The following is a 22,749-nucleotide window of genomic DNA, read 5'->3' as shown; positions in this document are numbered from 1 at the left end:
AGTGCCGCGCAGAGATATTCCAGATGAAAAATCAGGTATTAACACCTTAATCTAAGCCCGCCAGAGGTTTGGCGTGATCAGGGCAATGATCGCCAGCGTTTCCAGCCGCCCGATCACCATCGCCGCGCACATGGTCAGCTTGGCCCCGCCGGACAGGTCGATCAGACGGATCGGCGTGTCCGTTGCCAGTTCGATCAGCGGCCCTGTTGTGCTAAGCGCGGCCACGCTCAGCACCATCGCCTGCTCGAACCCCGCGCCCATCATCGCCAGTAGCAGGTTGAACAGGGCCAAAGTCAGCGCGAACATCATCAGGAAGATCCAGGCGATGAATGCGCCGTCGCTTTGGATGCGCCGGTTGCCGCCGCCCACACCGCTGACGGAAGACGGATAGATCAACCGGTCAATCTCGCGCGCGCCGTTCAGGTAGAGCGCGAAGACCCGCAACAGCTTGACCCCCCCGGCCGTGGTGGCGACACCGCCGCCGATCAGCGCCAGCCCCATCAGAACCAACCCCGGCGTTCCCAGCCCCGACAATTGCTGCGCATCGTTCCAGTTCGCGCTTTCGAACCCGGCGGTGGTCAGAAAGGCCAGAACCGTGAACAGCATCCCCCAGATCACCTGCAAGGCCTGTAACGGCTGCACCTGCCCTCCGATCTCGGCCACACCAGCCAGGACCCGGAAAAACAGCAGCAGCGCAACGCCCAGAACGATCATCAGGCCAATGCGAAACTCGGGGTCTTTGTCCAGACGGGCATAGCCGGTTGTGGCCGTATCCGCCGAGAAGGTCAGGCGCGACAGCGCGAAGAACAGGAACAGGAACAGGATTGCCTCACCCGTGATCCCGGACTGTGCGCCCTCCAGCCCGCCAACCGGCGAAATGCCCGAGGTCGCCATGACGGACATCGCATGGCACACTGCGGTCAACCCTTGCTCTCCGGCGATCATCAGCAGAATGCAGACCACGCCTGTCAGGCCTGTATAGACTGGTGCTAGCGTACGCGTCACGCGCAACAACCGGCCCCGCGGATCGACCCGCTCGCTTTGGGCCACGCCCGACACTGGGCGGCCGGGCTGGCCACGGGCGGTGACTTCGAACCCGCCGAGCGACAAGGGGGCCAGAATCGCGGCGGCTGAAATCCACATCAGCAGACCGCCCATCCAGCCGACCAGAGCCCGCCAGAAATGAAGCGGCGCGCTCAGGCGGTCAGGGTCGGGAAACAGGTCGGCGCCCGTGGTTGTCAACGCGCTGACCATATCGAAATAGGCGTTTAGAAAGGTCGTGGTGCCAAGCGCATCATGAAACGGGATCGCCAGAAAGATCGGCAGAACGGTGAAGCAGCCCAGCAGAACCGCCAACTGCCCCAATGTCCCGCGCCGGGGCACCCGGTTGGACGCCGCAAGCGCGATGATCGAAACCAGAAACACGCCCAGCAGGCCCGAATAGAAGAAGGACCGCGACGTATCGTGATCATCCAGCGCCAGCGCATAGACCGCCGGTATCCACATAGAGATCGAGACGATCCCCCAGATCAGCAGAAACAGCGGCAATCGCCGCAATAGACCGACCTGCTGTGGCTTCGCATAGGCCATCAGAAGAAATCGATCGAGACCTGCATCAGGCGCTCGACCTCGGGCACGTCCTTGGCCATGGCGAAGATCGCAACCACGTCTTTCTCATCGATGCGCAGACTGCCGGTGGGGCGCAAAACATCGTCGCCCTTGCGCACGGCACCGACCAGCACCCCCTCGGGGAAGTCGATGTCGCGCAGTTTCTGCCCGGCCATGGGTGAGGTCGACAGAACCTCGGCCTCGATCACTTCGGCCTCGGCATCGCCGATGGAATAGACCTGACGCACGCGGCCATGGCGGATGTGGCGCAGGATCGAGCTGACGGTCGTCGCGCGCGGGTTGATATAGGCGTCGATGCCCAGCGGGCCCATCAACGCCACCATGCTGGGATCGTTGATCAGGGCAATCGCCAGCGCGCAGCCTTCGGCCTTGGCGCGCACGGCGGCCAGCATGTTGGTTCGGTCATCGTCGGTTACGGCCAGCATCGCATCGGCGCGGTCGATCCCGGCCTCGCTCAGCAGCCCCGCGTCCAGCCCGTCGCCGTTCAGGACAATCGTGCGCTCCAAAGCCTCGGCGGCCAGTTCGGCGCAGTGGCGGTCGCGCTCGACAATCTTGGCGCGCACCCGGCTTTCACGCTCTTCCAGCGTGCGCGCGACTTCCAGCCCGACATTGCCGCCACCGACAATCACCACCCGGTCCTGCCGTTTTTGGGTTTTGCCAAACACCTCGATCGTGCGGTCCACGTCTTTGACGTTGGTAAAAACGTAGCATTCATCGCCGACGAACAGCTGGTCCTCGGATTCCGGCGCAAACAAGGTCCCTTCACGCCGCACGCCCACCACGATGGAACTGAGGGTCGAGAACAGATCGGTCAACTGCCGCAGGGGCGTGTTCACAATCGGGCAGTCTTCTTCGACCCGGATCCCCAGCAGTTGCGCCTTGCCCTCCATGAAAACCTCGGTGTCAAAGGCAGAGGGGGCCGACAGGCGTTGCATCGCGGCGGCGGCGACCTCGCGCTCGGGGCTGATCACAACGTCGATGGGCAGGTGATCGCGGCGGTAGAGGTCGGAATGGATCGCCTCAAGATAAGATTTCGAGCGCAGGCGCGCGATCTTGCGCTGGATCGAGAACACCGAATGCGCCATCTGGCACGTGACCATGTTCACCTCGTCCGAATGGGTCGCGGCGATGATCATGTCGGCGTCACGGGCACCGGCCCGTTCCAGCACATCAGGATAGCTGGCAAAGCCCGCGATCCCTTGCACATCCAGCGTTTCGGTCGCGCGGCGCACCAGATCGGGGTTGTTGTCCACGACGGTCACATCGTTCAGCTCGCCTGAAAGATGCCGGGCGATCTGCCAGCCAACCTGGCCCGCGCCGCAAATAATGACCTTCATATCCCTGGCCCTTCTGCCTGAAATGTTTGAATGACAGATGCCCCCAAGACGGTCAATTGATTTGTCATGCCCGTTTGGCTGAGGCAAGATAAGCACATGAAAACACTGCTTCGTCTGCTTGTTCCTGTGATGATCCTGTCCTCGTGCGGGCCGCTGTCGCTGTATTACCGCGAAGGCGAAAGCGTTTCGCGGATGCAGGCCGAGACCACGAAATGTCAGGTTGAGGCTTTAAAGGACGCCCCTGTCGCCAATCAGGTGCGGCAAGGCCCGCCCACCTATTGGCCCGGCCGGACCTATTGCGACAGCCGCGGCAGGTGCCACCGCACCGGCGGCTGGTGGCAGCCCGGCCAGATCTACACAGTCGATGTGAACCAGGGTCTGCGCAACACGGTCGAGGCGCAATGCATGGCCCAAAAAGGCTATCGCCCGGTCAGTCTGCCGCCCTGCAAAAGCCGGGTAAAATCCCAGGTGCACCCGCGCCCGACGACCACGCTGCCGCCGCTTGGCTCGCAATCCTGTTTCGTCAAGTTCGAGGACGGGTCGTTTCAGATCATCTCGCCCGGTGTTTCGGGTGGTCAGCTTGCTGGATCAGGCGCCGCTGCGCCAACCATAGATGGGCAATGATCGCGGCAACGTAGAATGTGATAACGGCCCCAAGCATCCCACCCTCGCCGCCCCGCCAAAGGATGGCCAGCAGAACCGGCGTGCCCAGCAGGTTCCCCGCATTCCCCATCTGCGCCATGGCCCCGTAGCTGAGGGCCTGCGCCTGCGCGGTTGAATTCAGTTCCGGCACGGCGGCAAAACTGCCACCCTGCACGAGGCCCAGAACCGCAAACAGGGCGATGCAGACAATCGGCAGCGGCAGGCCGAGAAATACGCCGATGATCGCCCCGATGCTCAAACCGAAGCCCAGAACTGTGACCGCGACGCAGGACATGAAGGTCGAAAGCAAAGGCACAGCCAGCCATGACACAACGATGCCCGCCAAAGGCATCAGCCCGGCGACCGGACCGCTGACCCCATCAGGCAGGCGACCGGGAAGTATGGCCAGCAGCGACACGAAGGTCAGCGTGTAAAAGAACCAGCCAATCGCGGGGGCGGAAATGAAGGCCGAGCGATAGGTCTGCACATGGGCCGAGATGAACGCCGCCAGTCCCCAATCGAGGCCGTCCGGATGGCTCAGATCGACGTGAATGCGGCTGGCCGCAATCAAACCGGCAATCAGCAGCATCAGAATACCATGCACCACAAAGAAGACAGGCAAGCCGAACTTGGCGACCAGCGGCAATCCGATCCACGCATTCAGGGCAAAGGCGACGCCGAAAAAGCTGCTCCACAGCACCATGGCGGCGTTTCTTGCCCGACCTTCAGTGATCTGCGCGATCAGGGTCGGTGCCGCCACGACGATGGCCAAATGCGACAGCCCCTCGATAACGCGGCTGGTCAGCATCAGGGCAAAACCCGGCACGCTGGCCTGAAACAGCGAAAGGCCGCCGCCCAGAACAAGCCCTGAGATCAGCAATCGGGACGGCCCAACCCGGCCCGCAATGGCACCGGACATTGCACCCAGAACGGCGCCGATCAGGCTGATGATCGACAATAGCCAGCCAATCGATTCTGCCTGTGCGGGATACAGCAAGGCGACCTCGGGAAACGGAACCGCGATTTTGGCGAACTGAGTGGCCGCGCCAAGACCCGCGAACCAAAGCAGGATGACCTTCAAAAAGCTAATCATGCCATGGTTCTATCGGGGCTGCCGCAGTTCAGGAACGCATAAATTATGCGCGCGATCCGCTGACCAGCCGCACCGGCGTTCCGTCCGCCAGATAGAGCCGTTCCCAGATAATCTCACCGGCGCTGATCCGGATGCGGTCATGCACCGCCTCGGACGTCAGAAACGCCTTGGGGCTGGGTGTGTGCAGGTCCCACCAGCCTTCGTCTTTCAACTCGCCTTCCGCCTGCCGGATTTCATCGGTCGCGAACTGCCACAGGGACACACCCAGCAGCGCCCGCTGGCTGGTCTTCCAGTCCCGCGCCCGGCTGGGGGAATACGCCAGACATCTATGGCTGGCCTCTTCCACCAGATGCACGCAGTCGGTTGATCCCATGACCAGCCGCCGCAACGCGCTGTCATCCGCCCGCGCCGGACCGAGCACGGAAAAGACCGCCTGTTGCTGGTCGGGCGACGGCGTCTGGCGACCGCTTTCCCATCTTGAGATCGTGGTCTGGTCCACCTCCAACAGATCGGCCAGGGCCGACTGTTTCAGACCAACCGACCGGCGCAGACGTCTGAGACGCCTGCCAAAGGCCGGATAGCTGCGATCCGCAGTCAGGTTGGCATTCGCCATCACGCTGCCCGGCAGATCACTCTGCCGGTTCCGGTTCGTCCAGTTGCGCCACCCGCGCGCCGGATTTGTTCGAGGTGACAACACCCAGCGATTTCAGCTTGCGGTGCAGCGCGCTGCGCTCCATCCCGACAAAGCTGGCGGTACGGCTGATATTGCCGCCGAAGCGGTTGATCTGGGTCAGCAGGTATTCCCGCTCGAACGCCTCGCGCGCCTCGCGCAGCGGCAGGGTCGCCAGCGCGCCCGACAGAACCACACGGCCGGATTCGACGGACTTATCCTCTTCACTGGGCAATTCCCGGGCTTCGATAGGGCCGCTTCCGTCGCCAAGGATCAGCACCCGTTCGATCAGATTCTTCAACTGCCGTACGTTCCCGGGCCACGTCATCGTCTGCAGCAGGGCGACGGCCTCTTCGGACAGATCACGGATCGGCAGGCCCTGGGATTCGTTGCACATCTCGATGAAATGCTGCGCCAGCACCGGAATATCTTCGCGCCGGTCCTCAAGCGAGGGCACGTCGATCGGAACGACATTCAGGCGGTGGTAAAGCTCCTCGCGGAAGCGGTCGGCGGCGATTTCGGCCTCAAGCTCCCGGTTGGTCGAAGAAATCACGCGCAGATCGACGCGAACCTTGTCGGTGCCGCCAACCCGCTGGAACTGCTGATCGACCAACACCCGCAGGATTTTCGACTGGGTGCCCAGCGGCATATCCGCGACCTCATCGAAATAGATCACGCCGCCATGGGCTTCTTCCAGCAGGCCGGATTCAACGCCACGCTCTGCCGATTCCCGCCCGAACAGAACCTCTTCCATCCGCTCGGGCTCAACCCCGGCGCAATTCACCGTCACGAAGGGAGCGTTTGCCCGGTTGGAATGCGCGTGAATGTAACGCGCGGCGATTTCCTTGCCCGACCCTGCAGGGCCGCTCAGCATCACACGGCCGTTCGACTTGGTCACCTTGTCCAACTGACCCTGCATCGCGCGGAACGAGGCCGACTTGCCGATCATATCTGAGTTGCTGACCTCTTTGCGCTTGAGCGAGGCATTTTCACGCCGCAGGCGCGAGGTTTCCATCGCGCGGCGGATCACAACCATCAACTGGTCGATGTTAAAGGGCTTTTCGATAAAGTCGTAAGCCCCCTGTTTGATCGCCGCCACGGCGATTTCGATGTTGCCGTGACCTGAAATGATCACCACCGGCACATCCGGATTGTCGCGTTTCACCGCCTTCAGGATGTCGATGCCGTCCATGCGGCTGTCTTTCAGCCAGATATCCAGAATCAACAGCCCCGGTGGCTCAGAGTTGATGGCGGCCATACACTCATCCGAGTTTCCGGCCCGCCGGGTTGAATAGCCTTCGTCCTCCAGAATGTCGGACACCAGTTCGCGAATATCGCGTTCGTCATCTACGATCAGAATGTCGCTCATCTTTGGCCTGCTTTCAGTTTGTTGGTTTTAATTGTCTGCTTCTGTGGCGCGACGGATGGGGAAAATTCTGCCCCTGGCAAACGGATCACGGCCATCGCGCCGAAATGGTCCTGTCCGTCGAATACGGGCGCGTCCTCCAAGGACAGCGCACCGCCATGTTCTTCGATGATCTTCTTGACGATGGGCAGGCCCAGACCTGTCCCTTCGTCGCGGGTGGTTACGTAAGGCTCAAACAGCCGCGCCCGGTCTTCGGGAAGGCCGATGCCGTTGTCGGCAATGGTAATCACGGTGCCCGCGTCGTCACTGGACACCGCGACCTTGATCTGTGGTGACAGGTTTTCAGGCGCGCCTTTTTGCTTCAAGGTTTCAATGGCTTCGCCTGCGTTCTTGATAAGGTTTGTCAGCGCCTGATTCAGCATCGTCGCGTCAATATCCAACGAGATCGGCTGGTCGGGCAGATCCGCGTCGATCTGCACATCCGGCTGGCCTGCCTGCTGCAACAGAACCGCCTCGCGCACGAGGCCGACAATATCCTCTTCCCGCCGGTCAGGTTCGGGCATGCGTGCGAATTTCGAAAACTCATCAACAATGCGCCGCAAGTCATTGGTTTGCCGCACAATTACGTCGGTCATGGATTCCAGGCTATCGCAGTCTTCCTCATCCAGTTTGCGCGAGAATTTGCGCTTGATCCGCTCGGCGCTCAGTTGGATCGGGGTCAGAGGGTTCTTGATCTCATGCGCGATGCGCCGGGCCACGTCGCCCCAGGCGGCCATACGCTGGGCACTGACCAGATCGGTCACGTCGTCAAAGGCCACCACATAGCCTTCCAGACCGCCATCCTCGCCCCGGCGGGTAGCCATGCGGACCAGCAGGTTTTCCAGCCGTCCCTTACGCACGACCTTGATCTCGCCCTGAACCGCCTCTTGCCCGCCTTCCTTGAGGCTTTCGAACAGTTGCAGGAACTCGGGCACCGCGATGCCGATAGCCAGTTGTTCCTCGCCCCGCGACCAGTCAAGCAGACGTTCGGCTGAGCGGTTCACGAAGGTCACGCCCCCATCCGGGTCAACGCCGACCACACCCGAGGTCACCGAACTGAGCACCGAATCGAACAGGCGGCGGCGAATCTCGATCTGGCGGGTGTTTTCCAGCAACGTGTCGCGCTGACCTTTCAACTGCCGGGTCATCTGGTTGAAATACCGGCCCAGCATGGCGATTTCGTCGTCGCTGGCCTCTTCAATCACCTGCACGCTTAGATCGCCCGCCCCGACCCGCTGCGCCGCCGTGGTCAAACGGCCCACAGGTCGCGACAGCCGTTCGGCGAACCACATACCCAAGGACATGGCAGCAAGGATCAGGATCAGCGCAAAGCCCAAGTATAGAAGGCCGAATTCGAACAGCACCCTGCCCCGTTCGCTTTCAAGCTGCTGATAGAATTGCGCCGTTTCCTTGGTGTCATCCAGCAGCGTCAGCAACTGGCCATCCACTTCGCGGCTGACATAAAGGTATCGATCCAGATAGGCCTGCAACGGCACCAACGCGCGGAATTCGTTGTTTGCCCAGTCGGCAATGATAAGCAGGCCCTCGTCCTCGGACTGGGCGATCTGCTCGGACGTGGGCGGCTCGTAGTTGAACAGATAGGACCGGTCCCCACGCGACCGAATCTCGCCACTGCCGTCGATCACGTAAGCCTCACGCAACCCGCGCTGAATCTGGGACTGGCCTTGGGCCAGAACCTCTCGCAGTTCGGCGTCCGAGATGTAGAAATCCAGATTGCGGGCATTGTCCAGAAACCGCGCCAGAACGGCGGAATCCTGTGTCAGACCCTGACGATGCTCGGTCTCATAGGCTTCCGCAGCGGTCAGGGACGAGCCCACAACCTGCCGCACACGATCAGAAAACCAACCCTCAAGGCCGATATTCACCGTCAGACCGGCAAAAATCGCGACCGTGACGGTCGGGACCAGCGCAAGCAGCGTGAACGCCCCGATCAGCCGCAGGTGCAGCCGCGATCCGGCCGATTTGGCGCGGCGGGCCGCGATCAGAGAGCCGAGTTGGCCCAGCACAAGGGCCGCAACCACCAGCACATAGACCAGATCGGCGAGAAGAATCAGACGCAGGGTCGGCGCGGTCGCCCCAAGGTCGAAGGGACCGATAACCAAATACGTCGCCAACGCCAGCGCAGGGCCTAGAAGAACCAGCCCCAAAGTGCCGAAATTGCGCAGTTTTCGGGATTTCCGCCACCGATTAATCGCTGGAATCGGCCCGCTCTGTGCCCGGGTTGCCACCGTCTGCCCTCATCCTGATGTGCCGCTTGCGCGGCCTACCGCCATATGTCGTGGTCGTTGCCGGGTGCGAACCCAGATGCCACGCTTTGTGTGGCGATATTACATCAGTTTGCGTCGGCGTGTCACCTGAATATCGAGATCGGTGATTTTTTTTCGCAGCGTATTTCTGTTGATCCCCAGCAGATCGGCACATTTCGCCTGATTTCCGCCGGTTGCGTCCAGCGCGATCTCGATCAGGGGGGCCTCGACCTCGCGCAGAATCCGCTGATACAGGCCCGGCGGGGGCAGAATATTGCCATGCAGATCGAAGTAACGCCGCAAATGACGCCCCACCGAGGTCGAGAGCTTTTCGCGTTCGCCACCCCCAAGAACCGGTTCAGCCTCGGGCTGGCTGCCCAGCACCATCTCGACCTCGGCCTTCGATATCTCATCGGCGCGGCTGGTCAGGCTCAGGCGGCGGACGGCGTTTTCCAACTGTCGCACGTTGCCCGGCCAGGAATAGCGCCGGACCAGTTCGTCCGCGTCAGGGCTGAGCCAGCGTTTCGTGCCGCTTTCACGTTCTTCCCGGACCAGAAAATGCTCGGCCAGCAGGGTGATGTCATCGACCCGCTCGCGCAGCGCCGGAACGTGAACCGTGGCACCGCAGAGGCGATAGTACAGGTCCTGCCGGATACGGCCGCTTTCCATCCCCTCGGTCAGATCGGACTGGCTGGTCGCCATGAAACGCGGAACGTGGTCGCCGGGCGTGTCCATCATGCGCACGATGCGGGCTTGAATTTCATCGTCGATATCGGCGATCTCATCGATCAGCAACGTGCCGCCGCGAACCCGGGCCATGATGCGGGCTGGCCCTTCGAGATCGCGCAGATCGGCCGCTGTGGCGGTGACAAAGGGCAATGTGCGCCGGTCCGAAAAATCGTGAATAGCCCGCGCAATCAATGACTTACCGGTACCGCTTTCACCGGAAATCATCACCGACAGATCGGTGTTCATCACCCGCGCCACCAGCCGGTACAGCGCCTGCATCACCGGGGTCCGCCCGACCAACGGCAATTCGTCCGGGCGTTCACCGCTTTGATCCATGGGCTCGGGCTGCGACCGCTGTTTTTGTTCCAGCGCGCGGGCGGTGCGCTTCATCAGGTCCGGCAGGTCGAACGGTTTGGGCAGATAGTCATAGGCATCGGCCTCGGCCGCCTGAATCGCCGTCATGATCGTGTTCTGAGCCGAGATTACGATCACCGGCAAACCGGGCCGGTCCTGTGCGATTTTCGGAAGCATTTCCAAGCCATTACCGTCCGGCATTACTACGTCCGAGATCACCACGTCGCCCTTGCCTTCGCCCACCCAGCGCATCAGCGTCGTCAGCGAGGACGTGGCATGCACCTTGCACCCGGCGCGCGTCAGGGCCTGTGTCAGAACGGTACGGATTGTGCGGTCGTCATCCGCGACCAGAACTGTGCCATCCATCAGGTGCTCTCCTTCTCATCTTTGGTGTCTTCGCGCGGGGCGCGGCGCAGAGACAGCTTGAACACGGTACGTCCGGGCACCGATTCCGCCGAAATCCAGCCGTCATGGTCCGAGACGATCTTGCTGACCAGCGCCAGACCAAGCCCGGTTCCGTTATCCCTGCCCGAGACAAAGGGATCGAAAATGTCGCTGCGGATATTGTCCGGCAGCCCCGGCCCGTCGTCGATGATTTCGATCTGCAACGGCAGGGAATGCCCCGAGCCGTCGCTGCGGCGCAGGCGGAACGAATGTTCGAAATAGGTGCGCAGGCGGATCGTGCCGCCCTCGGCCCCTGCGGCCTCGGACGCGTTTCTGAGCAGGTTCAGCACCACCTGCAGGAACTGGTCCGGGTCCCCATAGGCCAGCGGCAGCGAGGGGTCATAATCCTCGATAATGGTCATATCCGCTCCGAATCCCAAAAGCGCCGACCGGCGGGCGCGGTCCAGAACGTCGTGGATGTTGACCGGCTTGAAATCGGGCTGCTGCAGGTTCCCGAATTGCTCGACCTGCTCCAGCAGTTTCACAATCCGGCGACTCTCGGCGACAATAAGGTCTGTTAATTCAAGGTCTTGCTTGGGGATATTCATGCTAAGCAGCTGCGCCGCGCCCGTGATGCCGGCCAGCGGGTTCTTGATTTCATGCGCCAGCATCTCGGCCATGCCGATGGCCGATTGCGCAGCGGATTTAACCGTATTGCCGCGCGTCATCCGCCCGGCCAGTTCGCGCGGCGAGATGATCATGATCATCGATCCGGGGTGTCCGACCAGCGGCGCAATCTGCAGCGCGCATTGCAGCGGCGCGCGATTGCCCGATCCGGCGTCCACGTCGTTCACGAACAACGGCGTCCCGTGTTGGCGCGCGCGCAGAAAGGCCTCTTCCAGCGGGGCATCCACCGCGATCTGATCCCAGACCGGGTGACCGATGACGGACTTGCGGGACGCGTTCAAAAACCCCTCGCCCGAGGAATTGACGTCGGCGATCCGGTCATCCTCGTCGATGATGAAGGCAGGAACCGGAAGCGAGTTCCAGATGCTTTGATCCGAAGTCATGCTGCCACCTCTGCCGTGCCGCTCAGCGCATCGCCCAGCAGGCGCAGCACCTCATCCGTATCGCGCGAGGTCAGAACGGCGCGGTGCAGGGGTGCGGGCGTGCCTGCCTCGTCCATGTACCAACCCAGATGCTTTCGGGCGACGCGCAGGCCCAGAGCGGTGCCGTAAAATTCCAGCATCGCCTGATAATGCGCGCGCACCATGTCAACCAGTGCCGCGCCCGAGGGGATTTGCGGTGCATCCAAACCATAAAGTCCATGACATATCTGCGCCAAAAGCCAGGGCTTTCCCTGCGCGCCCCGGCCCACCATCACCCCGTCGGCCCCGGATTGCGCCAATGCCGTGCGTGCCGCGTTGGTGTCAACAATATCGCCATTTGCGATCACCGGGATCGAGACCGCATCCTTCACCGCCCGGATCGCCGCCCAATCGGCGCGGCCCTTGTAGAACTGGCACCGCGTGCGTCCGTGGATCGTAACCATGCGAATGCCGGCATCCTGCGCCCGCCGCGCCACGTCAGGCGCGTTCAGCAGGGTGTCATCCCATCCCAGCCGGGTTTTCAGCGTCACCGGCACGTCGACCGCTGCAACGACGGCCTCGATCAGCGTCAGCGCGTGATCCGGCGTTTTCAGCAGCGCCGAGCCGGAATAGCCGTTTGTGACCTTCTTGGCTGGGCAGCCCATGTTGATATCGATCACCCGTGCGCCCCGGTCCGCGACCTGTCGCGCGGCCTCGGCCATCCAATGCGCCTCGCGCCCTGCAAGTTGCACGGCGGTGTTTTCCACATCCGCCGACAGTTCCGCGCGTTCGCGCACGCCGGGCTTGGCCTGCACCATCTCCTGGCTGGCGACCATCTCGCTCACCACCATGCCCGCGCCAAAGCGCATCACCAGATCACGGAATGGGCGATCCGTGATTCCGGCCATCGGGGCCAGCAGCACCGGCGGGTTCAGGGCCTTGTCGGCAAGATGCAGGGTCAATGTGCTTAATCCTTGGGCATTTGAGCGTTTGATATCGAATTCCCGGCATATGAACAAGAAAATGGCGGCCCACAAGCCCGCAAAATCATCATGTGCATAATTATTAAGCAGATTGACGCGGGTGATTGCCTCTGCATTCACCTCACCCTAAACAATGCGTGCAAACAGGAGCGTCCGACCCATGACAACCGCCGCCATCATTGTCGCCGCAGGACGCGGATTGCGCGCTGGCGGGGGGACGCCGAAACAATGGCGGGCGCTGGGTGGACGCCGGGTGGCGGACTGGACCATCGACAGGTTCCGGGATCGGGTGAATCACATCGCTTTGGTGCTGTCCCCGGACGACGCGGAAGCCTGGGCCGAGTTTCAGGACACAGACCTGATCCTTGCCCCCGGCGGCAGTGACCGGGCCGGGTCGGTGCGGCAGGGGTTAGAGGCGCTGAAGAGCCATGGCGTGACAAAGGTTCTGATCCACGACGTCGCCCGCCCCTGCATCACCCCCCGCATCATTCAGGATGTTCTGACCGCGCTTGATACGCACCCCGCCGCCGCACCGGGACTGTCCGTAACCGATGCGCTCTGGACCGGGGATGAGCAGCGTGTCACCGGCACGCAGGACCGAACCGGCCTGTTCGCCGCGCAGACACCGCAGGGATTTCACTATGACGCCATCGTCGCGGCCCATGCCAGCCATGCCGGAGGGGCCGCCGACGACGTCGAAGTCGCGCGTGCCGCCGGAATGGATGTGGCTATCGTGCCGGGCGACGCCGACAATATCAAAATCACCCGCCCCGAGGATTTTGCCCGGGCGGAACGCATAATGGGAACGGATATGGATGTAAGGCTGGGCAATGGGTATGACGTGCACCGTTTCGGCGATGGGGATCACGTGATCCTGTGCGGCGTGAAAGTGCCTCATGCCCGAGGGTTGCAGGGGCATTCGGACGCCGATGTGGGCATGCACGCCGTGACGGATGCGATCTACGGGGCGCTGGCGCAGGGCGATATCGGCCAGCATTTCCCGCCCTCGGACCCGCAATGGAAGGGCGCGGCCAGCGAGATTTTCCTGCGCCACGCGGTCGAACTGGCCGGGCAGATGGGATACCGGATTTCGAACGCCGACTGCACTCTGGTCTGCGAATACCCCAAGATCGGGCCGCATGCGCAGGCCATGCGGGCCGAGATGGCACGGATCATGGGGCTGCGCGCCGATCAGGTCTCAGTCAAGGCGACCACGTCCGAACGTCTGGGCTTTACCGGGCGCAGCGAAGGGATCGCCGCGCTGGCCACCGCCTGTCTGGTGAAGGCATGAGCGCGGCGCGCCTGATCAGCACCGTTTGCGGCGTGGGCTATCTGCGCCCGGCGCCGGGAACATGGGGCTCGCTGGCGGCGCTGCCGCTGGCGTGGGTTCTGCATATGCTGGGCGGCTTCCCTCTGCTGGCCGTGGCAACCGTTGCCGTGTTCTGCGGCGGGCTCTGGGCCACCCGCGTGATGACCGAGGGGCAGGACAACCACGACCCGTCAGAAATCGTCATCGACGAGGTCGCCGGTCAGTTCGTTGCGATCTGGGCGGTCTCGTACCCGTCCTGGGCGCATGGGATCGAGATCACGGCGCTTTGGCCCGGCTGGCTGGCCGGGTTCATCCTGTTCCGCCTGTTCGACATCACCAAACCCGGCCCCGTTGGCTGGGCCGACCGGCGCAACGACGCGATGGGCGTGATGCTGGACGACGTGATCGCAGGTGTCTTCGCCGCAATCGGTGTCCTGATCCTTGCAGGCATCGCGCATGGAGTGATGGGCCTATGAACGTCCCCGCCCTGCTGGACCGCGCCAAGGCGCAGGGCGTGATGATCGCCACCGCCGAAAGCTGCACGGGCGGCATGGTCGCGGCTGCCTTGACGGATATCCCCGGCAGTTCCGCCGTGGTCGAACGTGGGTTTGTCACCTACACCAACACCGCCAAGCAAGAGATGTTGGGCGTGCGCGCCAGCACTCTGGACGCGCATGGCGCGGTGTCTGAAGAAGTTGCCAGCGAGATGGCCGAGGGCGCGCTGCGGCACTCCCAGGCGCAACTGGCGGTCTCGGTCACCGGGATCGCGGGACCGGGCGGGTCAAAGTTCAAGCCCGAAGGCCGGGTCTGTTTCGGGCTGGCTGCAAACGGCCAGACCACCCGGACCGAGACTGTGGAGTTCGGCGCATTGGGCCGCGACTCTGTCCGCCGTGCAGCGCGGGATCATGCGCTGGCATTGCTGAACGACGCCCTTTTGCGCTCAGCCTAATTTTTAGTCAAACATCCCCTCAGGGCGCAAATTTAAGCGTCACTTGCAAAAAAGCCGCCAAAACAGGCGGCGTATTCGGGGCTTGCCTCTTTTTTCCGCACCCGCCTCCGCTTCTAACCCGGGGCCATACGCTCACCGCGCCGGATCGGGACCTGTGCCCATCCGGCGCAATCGTAAGAAGAGAGGAGACCGGCCCATGAACGGAGCCGATACAGCCTGGATCATCGTTGCCACCGCACTGGTCCTGTTCATGACATTGCCGGGGCTTGCCCTGTTCTATGGCGGCCTTGTGCGTGCGCGAAATGTGCTCAGCGTGTTCATGCATTGCTTTTCGATTGCCTGTTTGATGAGCATTCTGTGGCTGGTCGCGGGCTATTCCATCGCGTTCGGCGATGGCGGGTCAGGCCTGTGGGGCGGTCTGGGCAAGGCCTTTCTGAACGGCGTGGATGCCGACAGCCTGTCGGGTACCCTTCCCGAGGTGCTGTTCTTTGCCTTCCAGATGACCTTCGCGATCATCACCCCGGCCCTGATCGTCGGAGCCTATGTCGAACGGGTCGGCTTTGGCTTTGTCCTGACCTTCTCGGCCCTGTGGATGCTGCTCTGCTATGCCCCGGTGGTGCATTGGATTTGGGGCGGAGGCATTCTGACCGATGGCGGCATTCTGGGTGAGATCGGCGTGCGCGATTTTGCCGGTGGCATCGTTGTGCATGAAACCGCCGGTCTGGCGGCGCTGATCATCGCCGTGATCCTGGGCCCGCGCCGCAACCGCACGACGCCGCCGCACAATCCCGGTTTTGTCATGGTCGGCGCGGCGATGCTGTGGGTCGGCTGGTTCGGCTTCAACGGCGGCTCGCAACTGGCCGCTGACGGGGGGGCCGCGATGGCGATGACGGTCACGCATATCTCTGCCGCGACGGCCTCGCTGACATGGGCGCTGTGGGAACGCATCCGGTTCGGCAAAGCATCGATGGTGGGTCTGGTGACGGGCACGATCGCTGGTCTGGCCTCGATCACCCCGGCTTCGGGCTTTGTCGGCCCGGTGCAGGCGCTGATCATCGGCGCCGTGGCCGGTGTGCTGTGTCAGGAGGCCGTGAACGTCATCCGCAACAAGCTGAACATCGACGATACGCTGGATGTCTTCGCCGTGCATGGCGTCGGCGGCATCTTCGGCACGCTGATGATTGCGCTGTTCGGCCTTGGCACATGGACCGCGCAGCTTGGCGGACTGGTGATCGTGGGTGTCTTTACGTCAGTTGTGACAATTGTACTGGTCAAGGTGGTTGCGCTGATCACCCCGCTTCGCGTAGACGCTGAGACCGAGACAAACGGGCTCGACCTGTCGGTACACGGGGAACGCGCCTACGATATGAGCAGCTGAGCCCACCTTGGCTGTTGTGCCCGCAAGGGCAAAGCGGACCTCGTACGAGGTCCGCTTTTCTTTTGCCCGCATCTCGACTCTGGCCCAAGGGTCGGGCTATCAGCCCGCGACACCCTTTCAGCCCAGAGGTTTGCACCATGATCCCCAGTTCCTTTCCCGACAGCACCGAAATCGCCCGCCTGACCGCACGGATGCTGCTGGAGATCAAGGCGGTACACTTCAATTCCCGCGAGCCCTTCACGCTGGCCAGCGGCCTGCCCAGCCCGACCTATATCGACTGCCGCAAGCTGATCTCGTACCCGCGCATCCGCTCGGCCCTGATGGATTTCCTGACGGTCACCGTGATGCGCGACGCGGGGTTCGAGGCGTTCGACAACATCGCCGGTGGTGAGACAGCAGGCATCCCCTTTGCCGCCATGGTCGCTGAACGGATGGCGCTGCCGATGACCTATGTGCGCAAGAAACCCAAAGGCTATGGCCGCAACGCCCGCATCGAAGGCGCGATGGGCGAAGGCGAACGTGTGTTGCTGGTCGAGGATCTGACCACCGATGGCGGCAGCAAACTGTCTTTCGTGGATGCGATCCGCGAAACCGGCGCGACCTGCGGGCATACGGCGGTGATCTTTTACTATGGCATTTTCCCCGAGACCGAAAAGACCCTGGGCGATCATGGCGTGAAGCTGCATTCGCTCTGCACCTGGTGGGATGTGCTGGCCGAGGCCAAGGCACAGAAAGCCTTTGATCAGGAGACACTTGACGGGGTTGAGGCCTTCCTGAACGACCCGCGCGGCTGGCAGGAAGCGCATAAATCGTGATTTCCGGCCTGTGGGCAGGTTGTGGATTGTTGATATTCGAATCGGCTAATTGCCCGCGCATTTAGTCGAAAACGGCAGCGATCACACCAAATGTTGCGGTAACGCCGCACTCGTGCAAAACTGGGCAGATGTTATCCCCATTCGGGTGGGCAGTTATCCCAAAGCGGCGGGCGGTTATCCCAAGTTACCCCCACTCATTTGCAGATAGCTTGCGCCGGGGTTTCGCGTGTAGAACCGCCAGACGGGCAGCGGGGACAAAATGAACGAGATAAGCAGTATCGAGCAGGCAGCGGCACAGATTCAGAATGCCGAAACAATGCCGCATTCCATTGAGGCCGAGCAGCAGCTTCTGGGCGCGATCTTAACCAACAACGACCTGTATGATCGGGTCGCCTCGATCATCGGGGCCGAGCATTTCTATGACCCGGTTCACGCCCGCATCTACGAGGTCGCGGCCGCACGCATTGCCAAGAATGCGCTGGCCTCGCCGGTGACGCTGAAATCCTTCATGGCCGAGGACGACGGCCTGAAGGAACTGGGTGGCCCGGCCTATCTGGTCAAACTGGCCGGCGCATCGATCAGCGCCTTTGCGGTGCATGACTACGCCCAGATGATCTATGACCTCGCCATCCGGCGTGAGTTGATCCGTCTGGGGCGCGATATCTCGGACAAGGCGGCGCGCGTCGAGGTTTCCAGCGAACCCAAGGAGCAGATCGTCGAGGCCGAGCAACAGCTTTACCAGTTATCCGAGCAGGGCCAGACCGAACAGGGGTTTCAATCCTTCCTCAAGGCGGTCACAGAAGCCGTCAACGTCACCAACGAAGCGTACCAGCGCGGTGGTGGCATGGCGGGGATTTCCACCGGTCTGGCCGATTTGGACAAGCAGTTGGGGGGCCTGCACCCGTCTGACCTGATCATTCTGGCGGGGCGTCCGTCGATGGGTAAAACCTCGCTCGCGACCAACGTGGCGTTCAACGTGGCCAAGGCCTATAAGCGCGGCACCAAACCCGACGGGACCGAAGGCGCAATTGATGGCGGCGTGGTCGGCTTTTTCTCGCTTGAGATGAGCGCCGAGCAATTGGCAGGCCGGGTTCTGGCCGAAGCCTCTGAGATTTCGTCTCACAAAATCCGTCAGGGCGACATGACCGAGTCCGAGTTCCGCCGCTTTGTGGATGCGGCCAAGGAACTCGAAGCTTGCCCGCTGTTCATCGACGACACCCCCGCCCTGCCGATTTCTCAGTTGGCCGCCCGCGCGCGGCGGTTGAAGCGGACGCACGGGCTGGACCTGCTGGTGATCGACTATCTGCAGCTGTGCCGTGGCATGGCCGACAACCGCGTCAACGAAATCGCCGAGATTTCGATGGGCATGAAAGCCATCGCCAAGGAATTGAACATTCCCGTCATCGCCCTGTCTCAGCTCAGCCGTCAGGTCGAAAGCCGCGACGACAAGCGGCCACAGCTTTCTGACCTGCGGGAATCCGGCTCGATCGAACAGGACGCCGACGTGGTGATGTTCGTCTTCCGCGAGGAATACTACAAAGAACGCGAAAAGCCCGGCGATCACGAGTTGGAAAAGATGGAAGAGTGGAAGCAGGCCATGGAACGCCTGCATGGCAAGGCCGAGGTCATTGTCGGCAAGCAGCGCCACGGCCCCATCGGCACAGTTGAACTCAGCTTCGAGGCCCAGTTCACCCGCTTCGGCAATCTGGTCAAGCCGTGGCAGCAGGACGGGCAGATCGAAGGGTATTGATCGCCCGTTTACGTCCAATTTACCGGAATCCAACGTAATTTTGGTGTGCAGCCTATAGTGTGGTAGACTGCGTCAAAACCTGAGGTTGAACCCGGTCGGGGCTCTGAGCATTTGATGGCTATCATCTCGGAAATACGCTACCGAAACGGCCCTAACTTTCCGCCGAGCGGGGATTTCATCGAAATCCGCGTGCCGACAGGTACAGATGTGTCTAACCTGACTGTCGGGGTTTACAACCAGAACGGCACGCTGCGCAGTTCGACTGCGGTCGATACCGCGCCGATGACCACCGTTGGCGGCTTCGATTACTACGTGGTCTCGGCCCGGATCAATCGGTTCGGTGCTGTGTCGCTGGATGACAACGGATCTGTCTTGAGCTTTGTCTCATTCGATACGCAGGTCACGGCCACCCAAGGCCCGGCCAATGGCCTGACGTCAACGCAGGTCGGGTCAAACGGAACGGACGACACTGCTTCTCTGACCTCGAAAGACGGGGTCAATTTTGTCGAAAATCCCAACCCAAACCCCGGCGCGCCGTGCTTCACCTCGGGCACGCGCATCACCACGGCCAAGGGTGAGGTTGCGGTAGAACATCTGAGACCGGGCGACAGGGTCCTGACGCTGGATGGCGGGTATCAGCCCCTCCGGATGATCCTGTCCCGCCCTTTGCGGCTGTCCGAGTTGATCAAGACGCCGGAACTGTATCCGGTGCGGGTCGTTTCGGGTGCCTTGGGTCAGGGACTGCCGCAGCGAGACCTGCTGGTGTCCCGGCAGCACCGGATGCTTGTCCGCTCTGCCATCCCGCAGCGGATGTTCGGCACGCGGTCCGTTCTGATCTCGGCGATCCGCCTGACCGGGTTGCCGGGGATTTATGTCGACCAGGACATTGCCACGATCACCTATCACCACCTTGTTTTTGACCGCCATGTCGTCCTGTTTGCCGAAGGGGCGCCCAGCGAAAGCCTGTTTGCCGGTCCGCAGGCGCTGCAAGCGATGACGGTCGAGGCCCGGGCGGAGCTGATGCTGCTATTCCCCGAACTGGCAGATGCCGATCAATTGGAATCCGCCTGTTTCATCCCAAGCGGCCGCCGGCAGAAACAGCTTGTGGCGCGCCACAGCCGGAACAACAAACCCCTGCTGGATCAGCGCGCGGCAGATTAGAGCGTTGCGCTGCGTGCAGAACTGAAAGGTGAACGATACGTCGGTCGCTTGCCGTTTGATACTCAGCACCGGACAATCCACGCGCAGTTGCCCTTGCGTCAGGTTTTAAGCGCCTGCTTCCCCGACTGTACTAAACTCTGCGCACATCCAGCCGGAAGCTGCCTATGTCGCACAAAACTCATGCAGAATTGGCCGAAACCCTCTTGACCTGCCGCAATCCGATGTCATGAACAGGCCCATGAGTACCGCACATTTAACGATCAATCTTCAGGCCGTCGCCAGCAACTGGCGGGCGCTGGATGCAAAGACGGAAGTCGAAACCGGTGCCGTGGTCAAGGCCGATGGCTATGGGCTGGGCGCGGGACCGGTGGCAAGCGCGCTGGCCGAGGAAGGCGTGCGCAAGTTCTTTGTCGCCGTCGCCGAAGAAGGGGCCGCCGTGCGCGAGGCTGTTGGCCCCGGCCCGATGGTCTGCATCTTTTCCGGGCATATGGAAGGCGACACCGATCTGTTGCGCGCGCATGACCTGACGCCGCTGATCAACGCACCCGAACAGTTTCAGCGCCACGTCGACGCCCTGCCCGACCACGCCTTTGGCATCCAGCTTGACAGCGGCATGAACCGTCTGGGGCTGGAACCCCATGACTGGGCCGAACTCCGGCCACGGGCCGAGGCGCTGAACCCGGTCGTCGTGATGTCGCATCTGGCCTGCGCGGATGATCCCGATCATCCGATGAACCGCCAGCAACTGAACACCTTCCGGCAGATGACCGACGGCGTCGCTGCGCCACGGTCTCTGGCAGCGACCGGCGGCATCCTTCTGGGCCCCGAGTTCCACTTTGATTTCTGTCGCCCCGGCGTGGGGCTGTTTGGCGGTATGCCGTTCGAGGGGGCCAAACCTGTGGTCACTGTTGACCTGCCCGTCATTCAGGTTCGCGCGGTAGAGGTTGGTGAGACCGTTGGCTATGGCAACACCTGGACCGCACGCCGCCCCTCGCGCATCGCGACGGTGGCTGCGGGTTACGCGGACGGGCTGCATCGCGCGATTGGCGGCGGCATCGACGCCTTCGCCGGAAGCCAGCCCTGCCCGGTGGTGGGCCGCATCTCGATGGACCTGATCACGGTTGACGTGACCGACCTGCCGCAAGACCCCGAACGCCTGCGCATTCTGAACGGCCATCAGACCGTCGATGATCTGGCCGAGGCCGCGGGCACCATCGGATACGAAATCCTGACCTCTCTGGGCAGCCGGTTTTCCAGGGGATACGTGGAATGAACCCCTTGGCCGTGCTGGGCGGGCTGGGTCGCGCTGTTCTGAACATCATGGCCGCTTTCGGACGCGTGGCCCTGTTCTCGCTGGACGCGGTGTCCCATATCTTCCGCCCGCCATTCTACCCGCGTGAATTCGGCATCGCCCTTTTGAATATCGGCTGGCTGTCCCTGCCCGTAGTCGGCCTGACCGCCATCTTCACCGGCGGCGCGCTGGCGCTGCAAATCTACGCCGGCGGCGCGCGCTTCAATGCCGAGGCCGTGGTGCCTCAGATCGTCGCCATCGGCATGGTGCGCGAGCTTGGCCCGGTGCTCGTCGGCCTGATGATCGCCGCCCGGGTGACCTCATCCATCGCGGCCGAGATCGCCACGATGAAAGTGACCGAACAGATCGACGCACTGGTCACGCTGTCCACGCATCCGATGAAATACCTGACCGCCCCACGCGTGCTGGCCGCTTTGATCACCGTGCCCGCGCTGGTCGCGGTCGGAGACGTCATCGGCATCGCAGGCGGCTATACCGTCGCCACCCAAAATCTGGGCTTCAACCCGGCGGCTTATCTGAAAAACACCGTCGATTTCCTTGAAACGCGCGACATCGTCTCGTCGCTGGTCAAAGGGGCTGCCTTTGGCGTGATCGCCGCCATCATGGGCTGCTATTACGGCATGTCCTCAGGCCGAGGCGCGCAGGGCGTGGGCCGGGCCACCAAAGGCTCGGTCGAGGCTGCTGCCGTGCTGATCCTCGCCGCCAATTTTGTCCTTACAGGGGTGTTCTTCTCGCTATGATCCGGATGGAGAACGTACATAAGGCCTTTGACGAAAACCACGTCCTGCAGGGCCTGAACCTTGAGATCCCCAAGGGCACCTCGATGGTTATCATCGGCGGCTCGGGTACGGGCAAATCGGTGGCGCTGAAGTGCATTCTCGGCCTGATCAAGCCCGACAGCGGCATGATCTATGTGGACGGCAAAGACGCATCCAAAGGCGACCGCGACGCCTTTCTGGCCCGGTTCGGGATGCTGTTTCAGGGCGCGGCGCTGTTTGATTCACTGCCCGTCTGGCAAAACGTGGCCTTCCGCCTGCTGCGCGGCCCGCTGAAACGCCCGCCGGAATACGCCCGCGAAATCGCCATTGAAAAGCTGCGCCGCGTTGGCCTGAAATCTAACGTCGCCGACCGCTTCCCTTCGGAGCTGTCCGGCGGGATGCAAAAACGCGTGGGCCTTGCCCGCGCCATCGCCGCCGAGCCCGAGATTATCTTTTTCGACGAACCCACCACGGGTCTGGACCCGATCATGTCCGGCGTCATCAACGACCTGATCCGCGAAATCGTGACCGAGATGGGCGCCACCGCGATGACCATCACCCACGACATGAGCTCGGTCCGCGCGATTGCCGACAACGTGGCGATGCTGCATGACGGGGTGATCCAGTGGACCGGACCTGTGGGGCAGATGGATACCTCGGGCGATCCGTATCTGGAGCAGTTTATCAGCGGAAGCGCGGAAGGGCCGATTGAGGCGGTTCGGTGAGTGGTGGGTTG

General features: G+C 62.3%; 20 protein-coding genes. 11 read left to right on the top strand and 9 right to left on the bottom strand.

Features of this window, described 5'->3' with window-relative positions; translation table 11 throughout:
* Positions 1-51 precede the first annotated feature (51 nt).
* Together ACR0EZ_RS15605 and trkA are read right to left on the bottom strand one after the other, a co-directional pair.
* On the bottom strand, positions 52-1,590 hold the full coding sequence (locus tag ACR0EZ_RS15605; protein WP_480614729.1) for a TrkH family potassium uptake protein: 1,539 nt from the start codon (positions 1,588-1,590) through the stop codon (positions 52-54).
* Positions 1,590-2,966: a Trk system potassium transporter TrkA gene (gene trkA, locus ACR0EZ_RS15600; RefSeq protein ID WP_480614726.1), complete on the bottom strand. Its 1,377-nt coding sequence runs from the start codon at positions 2,964-2,966 to the stop codon at positions 1,590-1,592. The genes ACR0EZ_RS15605 and trkA overlap by 1 nt, the downstream gene beginning before the upstream one ends.
* Before the next feature lie 96 nt (positions 2,967-3,062).
* Between trkA and ACR0EZ_RS15595 the strand changes: the two genes are divergently transcribed.
* Positions 3,063-3,590 carry a hypothetical protein gene (locus ACR0EZ_RS15595; protein ID WP_480614723.1) on the top strand — a complete coding sequence of 176 codons (528 nt, stop codon included), beginning with the start codon at positions 3,063-3,065 and terminating at the stop codon, positions 3,588-3,590.
* Here the strand turns inward: ACR0EZ_RS15595 and ACR0EZ_RS15590 are convergent.
* The 7 genes from ACR0EZ_RS15590 to dusB all read right to left on the bottom strand — a co-directional run bounded on the left by ACR0EZ_RS15590 (position 3,517) and on the right by dusB (position 12,560).
* Complete coding sequence (locus ACR0EZ_RS15590; protein ID WP_480614720.1) at positions 3,517-4,701, bottom strand: MFS transporter; 1,185 nt, start codon at positions 4,699-4,701, stop codon at positions 3,517-3,519. The genes ACR0EZ_RS15595 and ACR0EZ_RS15590 overlap by 74 nt on opposite strands.
* A gap of 43 nt (positions 4,702-4,744) precedes the next feature.
* The gene (locus ACR0EZ_RS15585) at positions 4,745-5,314 is read right to left on the bottom strand and encodes a helix-turn-helix transcriptional regulator (protein WP_480614717.1); all 570 of its coding nucleotides are present in this window, start codon (positions 5,312-5,314) and stop codon (positions 4,745-4,747) included.
* A gap of 16 nt (positions 5,315-5,330) precedes the next feature.
* The gene (ntrX, locus tag ACR0EZ_RS15580) at positions 5,331-6,740 is read right to left on the bottom strand and encodes a nitrogen assimilation response regulator NtrX (RefSeq protein ID WP_480614714.1); all 1,410 of its coding nucleotides are present in this window, start codon (positions 6,738-6,740) and stop codon (positions 5,331-5,333) included.
* Positions 6,737-9,025 (bottom strand): sensor histidine kinase NtrY-like, encoded by a 2,289-nt coding sequence (locus ACR0EZ_RS15575; protein WP_480614711.1) that lies wholly within the window; start codon positions 9,023-9,025, stop codon positions 6,737-6,739. The genes ntrX and ACR0EZ_RS15575 overlap by 4 nt, the downstream gene beginning before the upstream one ends.
* Positions 9,026-9,124: 99 nt before the next feature.
* Positions 9,125-10,492 carry a response regulator gene (locus tag ACR0EZ_RS15570; protein WP_480614708.1) on the bottom strand — a complete coding sequence of 456 codons (1,368 nt, stop codon included), beginning with the start codon at positions 10,490-10,492 and terminating at the stop codon, positions 9,125-9,127.
* Positions 10,492-11,580, bottom strand: a complete 1,089-nt coding sequence (locus ACR0EZ_RS15565; RefSeq protein ID WP_480614705.1) for a two-component system sensor histidine kinase NtrB — start codon at positions 11,578-11,580, stop codon at positions 10,492-10,494. Before ACR0EZ_RS15565 ends, ACR0EZ_RS15570 begins: the two co-directional genes overlap by 1 nt.
* Positions 11,577-12,560, bottom strand: a complete 984-nt coding sequence (gene dusB, locus ACR0EZ_RS15560; RefSeq protein WP_480614703.1) for a tRNA dihydrouridine synthase DusB — start codon at positions 12,558-12,560, stop codon at positions 11,577-11,579. The genes ACR0EZ_RS15565 and dusB overlap by 4 nt, the downstream gene beginning before the upstream one ends.
* Before the next feature lie 181 nt (positions 12,561-12,741).
* On the opposite strand from dusB, the gene ACR0EZ_RS15555 reads away from it, so the two are divergent.
* The 10 genes from ACR0EZ_RS15555 (at position 12,742) to ACR0EZ_RS15510 (ending at position 22,738) form a co-directional block, all read left to right on the top strand.
* Positions 12,742-13,872: a bifunctional 2-C-methyl-D-erythritol 4-phosphate cytidylyltransferase/2-C-methyl-D-erythritol 2,4-cyclodiphosphate synthase gene (locus tag ACR0EZ_RS15555; RefSeq protein ID WP_480614700.1), complete on the top strand. Its 1,131-nt coding sequence runs from the start codon at positions 12,742-12,744 to the stop codon at positions 13,870-13,872.
* Positions 13,869-14,366 (top strand): phosphatidylglycerophosphatase A family protein, encoded by a 498-nt coding sequence (locus ACR0EZ_RS15550; protein WP_480614697.1) that lies wholly within the window; start codon positions 13,869-13,871, stop codon positions 14,364-14,366. Before ACR0EZ_RS15555 ends, ACR0EZ_RS15550 begins: the two co-directional genes overlap by 4 nt.
* Positions 14,363-14,839: a CinA family protein gene (locus tag ACR0EZ_RS15545; RefSeq protein ID WP_480614694.1), complete on the top strand. Its 477-nt coding sequence runs from the start codon at positions 14,363-14,365 to the stop codon at positions 14,837-14,839. Before ACR0EZ_RS15550 ends, ACR0EZ_RS15545 begins: the two co-directional genes overlap by 4 nt.
* A 196-nt stretch (positions 14,840-15,035) precedes the next feature.
* Positions 15,036-16,217, top strand: a complete 1,182-nt coding sequence (locus tag ACR0EZ_RS15540; RefSeq protein WP_480614691.1) for an ammonium transporter — start codon at positions 15,036-15,038, stop codon at positions 16,215-16,217.
* A 137-nt stretch (positions 16,218-16,354) separates the two neighbouring features.
* On the top strand, positions 16,355-17,032 hold the full coding sequence (locus tag ACR0EZ_RS15535; RefSeq protein WP_480614688.1) for an orotate phosphoribosyltransferase: 678 nt from the start codon (positions 16,355-16,357) through the stop codon (positions 17,030-17,032).
* Positions 17,033-17,291: 259 nt separating this feature from the next.
* Entirely contained in the window at positions 17,292-18,782 is a 1,491-nt protein-coding gene (locus ACR0EZ_RS15530) for a replicative DNA helicase (RefSeq protein ID WP_480614685.1), read from the top strand.
* 114 nt (positions 18,783-18,896) lie between these two features.
* Entirely contained in the window at positions 18,897-19,943 is a 1,047-nt protein-coding gene (locus ACR0EZ_RS15525) for a Hint domain-containing protein (RefSeq protein ID WP_480614682.1), read from the top strand.
* A gap of 238 nt (positions 19,944-20,181) precedes the next feature.
* Entirely contained in the window at positions 20,182-21,216 is a 1,035-nt protein-coding gene (alr, locus tag ACR0EZ_RS15520) for an alanine racemase (protein ID WP_480614680.1), read from the top strand.
* Entirely contained in the window at positions 21,213-21,995 is a 783-nt protein-coding gene (locus tag ACR0EZ_RS15515) for an MlaE family ABC transporter permease (RefSeq protein ID WP_480614677.1), read from the top strand. The genes alr and ACR0EZ_RS15515 overlap by 4 nt, the downstream gene beginning before the upstream one ends.
* On the top strand, positions 21,992-22,738 hold the full coding sequence (locus tag ACR0EZ_RS15510) for an ABC transporter ATP-binding protein (RefSeq protein ID WP_480614674.1): 747 nt from the start codon (positions 21,992-21,994) through the stop codon (positions 22,736-22,738). Before ACR0EZ_RS15515 ends, ACR0EZ_RS15510 begins: the two co-directional genes overlap by 4 nt.
* The last annotated feature ends 11 nt before the right edge of the window (positions 22,739-22,749 follow it).

Source organism: Ruegeria sp. AK4 (assembly GCF_056541025.1).
The sequence above is the reverse complement of the archived record's forward strand: the minus strand, read 5'-3'. Positions and strand labels throughout refer to the sequence as shown.

Coding starts and splice junctions, on each gene's coding strand:
- ACR0EZ_RS15535 (WP_480614688.1), top strand. CDS start 16,355: ATGATCCCCAGTTCCTTTCCCGACAGCACCGAAATCGCCCGCCTGACC.
- trkA (WP_480614726.1), bottom strand. CDS start 2,966: ATGAAGGTCATTATTTGCGGCGCGGGCCAGGTTGGCTGGCAGATCGCC.
- ACR0EZ_RS15530 (WP_480614685.1), top strand. CDS start 17,292: ATGAACGAGATAAGCAGTATCGAGCAGGCAGCGGCACAGATTCAGAAT.
- ACR0EZ_RS15540 (WP_480614691.1), top strand. CDS start 15,036: ATGAACGGAGCCGATACAGCCTGGATCATCGTTGCCACCGCACTGGTC.
- ACR0EZ_RS15585 (WP_480614717.1), bottom strand. CDS start 5,314: ATGGCGAATGCCAACCTGACTGCGGATCGCAGCTATCCGGCCTTTGGC.
- ACR0EZ_RS15550 (WP_480614697.1), top strand. CDS start 13,869: ATGAGCGCGGCGCGCCTGATCAGCACCGTTTGCGGCGTGGGCTATCTG.
- ACR0EZ_RS15555 (WP_480614700.1), top strand. CDS start 12,742: ATGACAACCGCCGCCATCATTGTCGCCGCAGGACGCGGATTGCGCGCT.
- alr (WP_480614680.1), top strand. CDS start 20,182: ATGAGTACCGCACATTTAACGATCAATCTTCAGGCCGTCGCCAGCAAC.
- ACR0EZ_RS15545 (WP_480614694.1), top strand. CDS start 14,363: ATGAACGTCCCCGCCCTGCTGGACCGCGCCAAGGCGCAGGGCGTGATG.
- ACR0EZ_RS15515 (WP_480614677.1), top strand. CDS start 21,213: ATGAACCCCTTGGCCGTGCTGGGCGGGCTGGGTCGCGCTGTTCTGAAC.
- ACR0EZ_RS15605 (WP_480614729.1), bottom strand. CDS start 1,590: ATGGCCTATGCGAAGCCACAGCAGGTCGGTCTATTGCGGCGATTGCCG.
- ACR0EZ_RS15510 (WP_480614674.1), top strand. CDS start 21,992: ATGATCCGGATGGAGAACGTACATAAGGCCTTTGACGAAAACCACGTC.
- ntrX (WP_480614714.1), bottom strand. CDS start 6,740: ATGAGCGACATTCTGATCGTAGATGACGAACGCGATATTCGCGAACTG.
- ACR0EZ_RS15595 (WP_480614723.1), top strand. CDS start 3,063: ATGAAAACACTGCTTCGTCTGCTTGTTCCTGTGATGATCCTGTCCTCG.
- ACR0EZ_RS15570 (WP_480614708.1), bottom strand. CDS start 10,492: ATGGATGGCACAGTTCTGGTCGCGGATGACGACCGCACAATCCGTACC.
- ACR0EZ_RS15565 (WP_480614705.1), bottom strand. CDS start 11,580: ATGACTTCGGATCAAAGCATCTGGAACTCGCTTCCGGTTCCTGCCTTC.
- ACR0EZ_RS15590 (WP_480614720.1), bottom strand. CDS start 4,701: ATGATTAGCTTTTTGAAGGTCATCCTGCTTTGGTTCGCGGGTCTTGGC.
- ACR0EZ_RS15525 (WP_480614682.1), top strand. CDS start 18,897: ATGGCTATCATCTCGGAAATACGCTACCGAAACGGCCCTAACTTTCCG.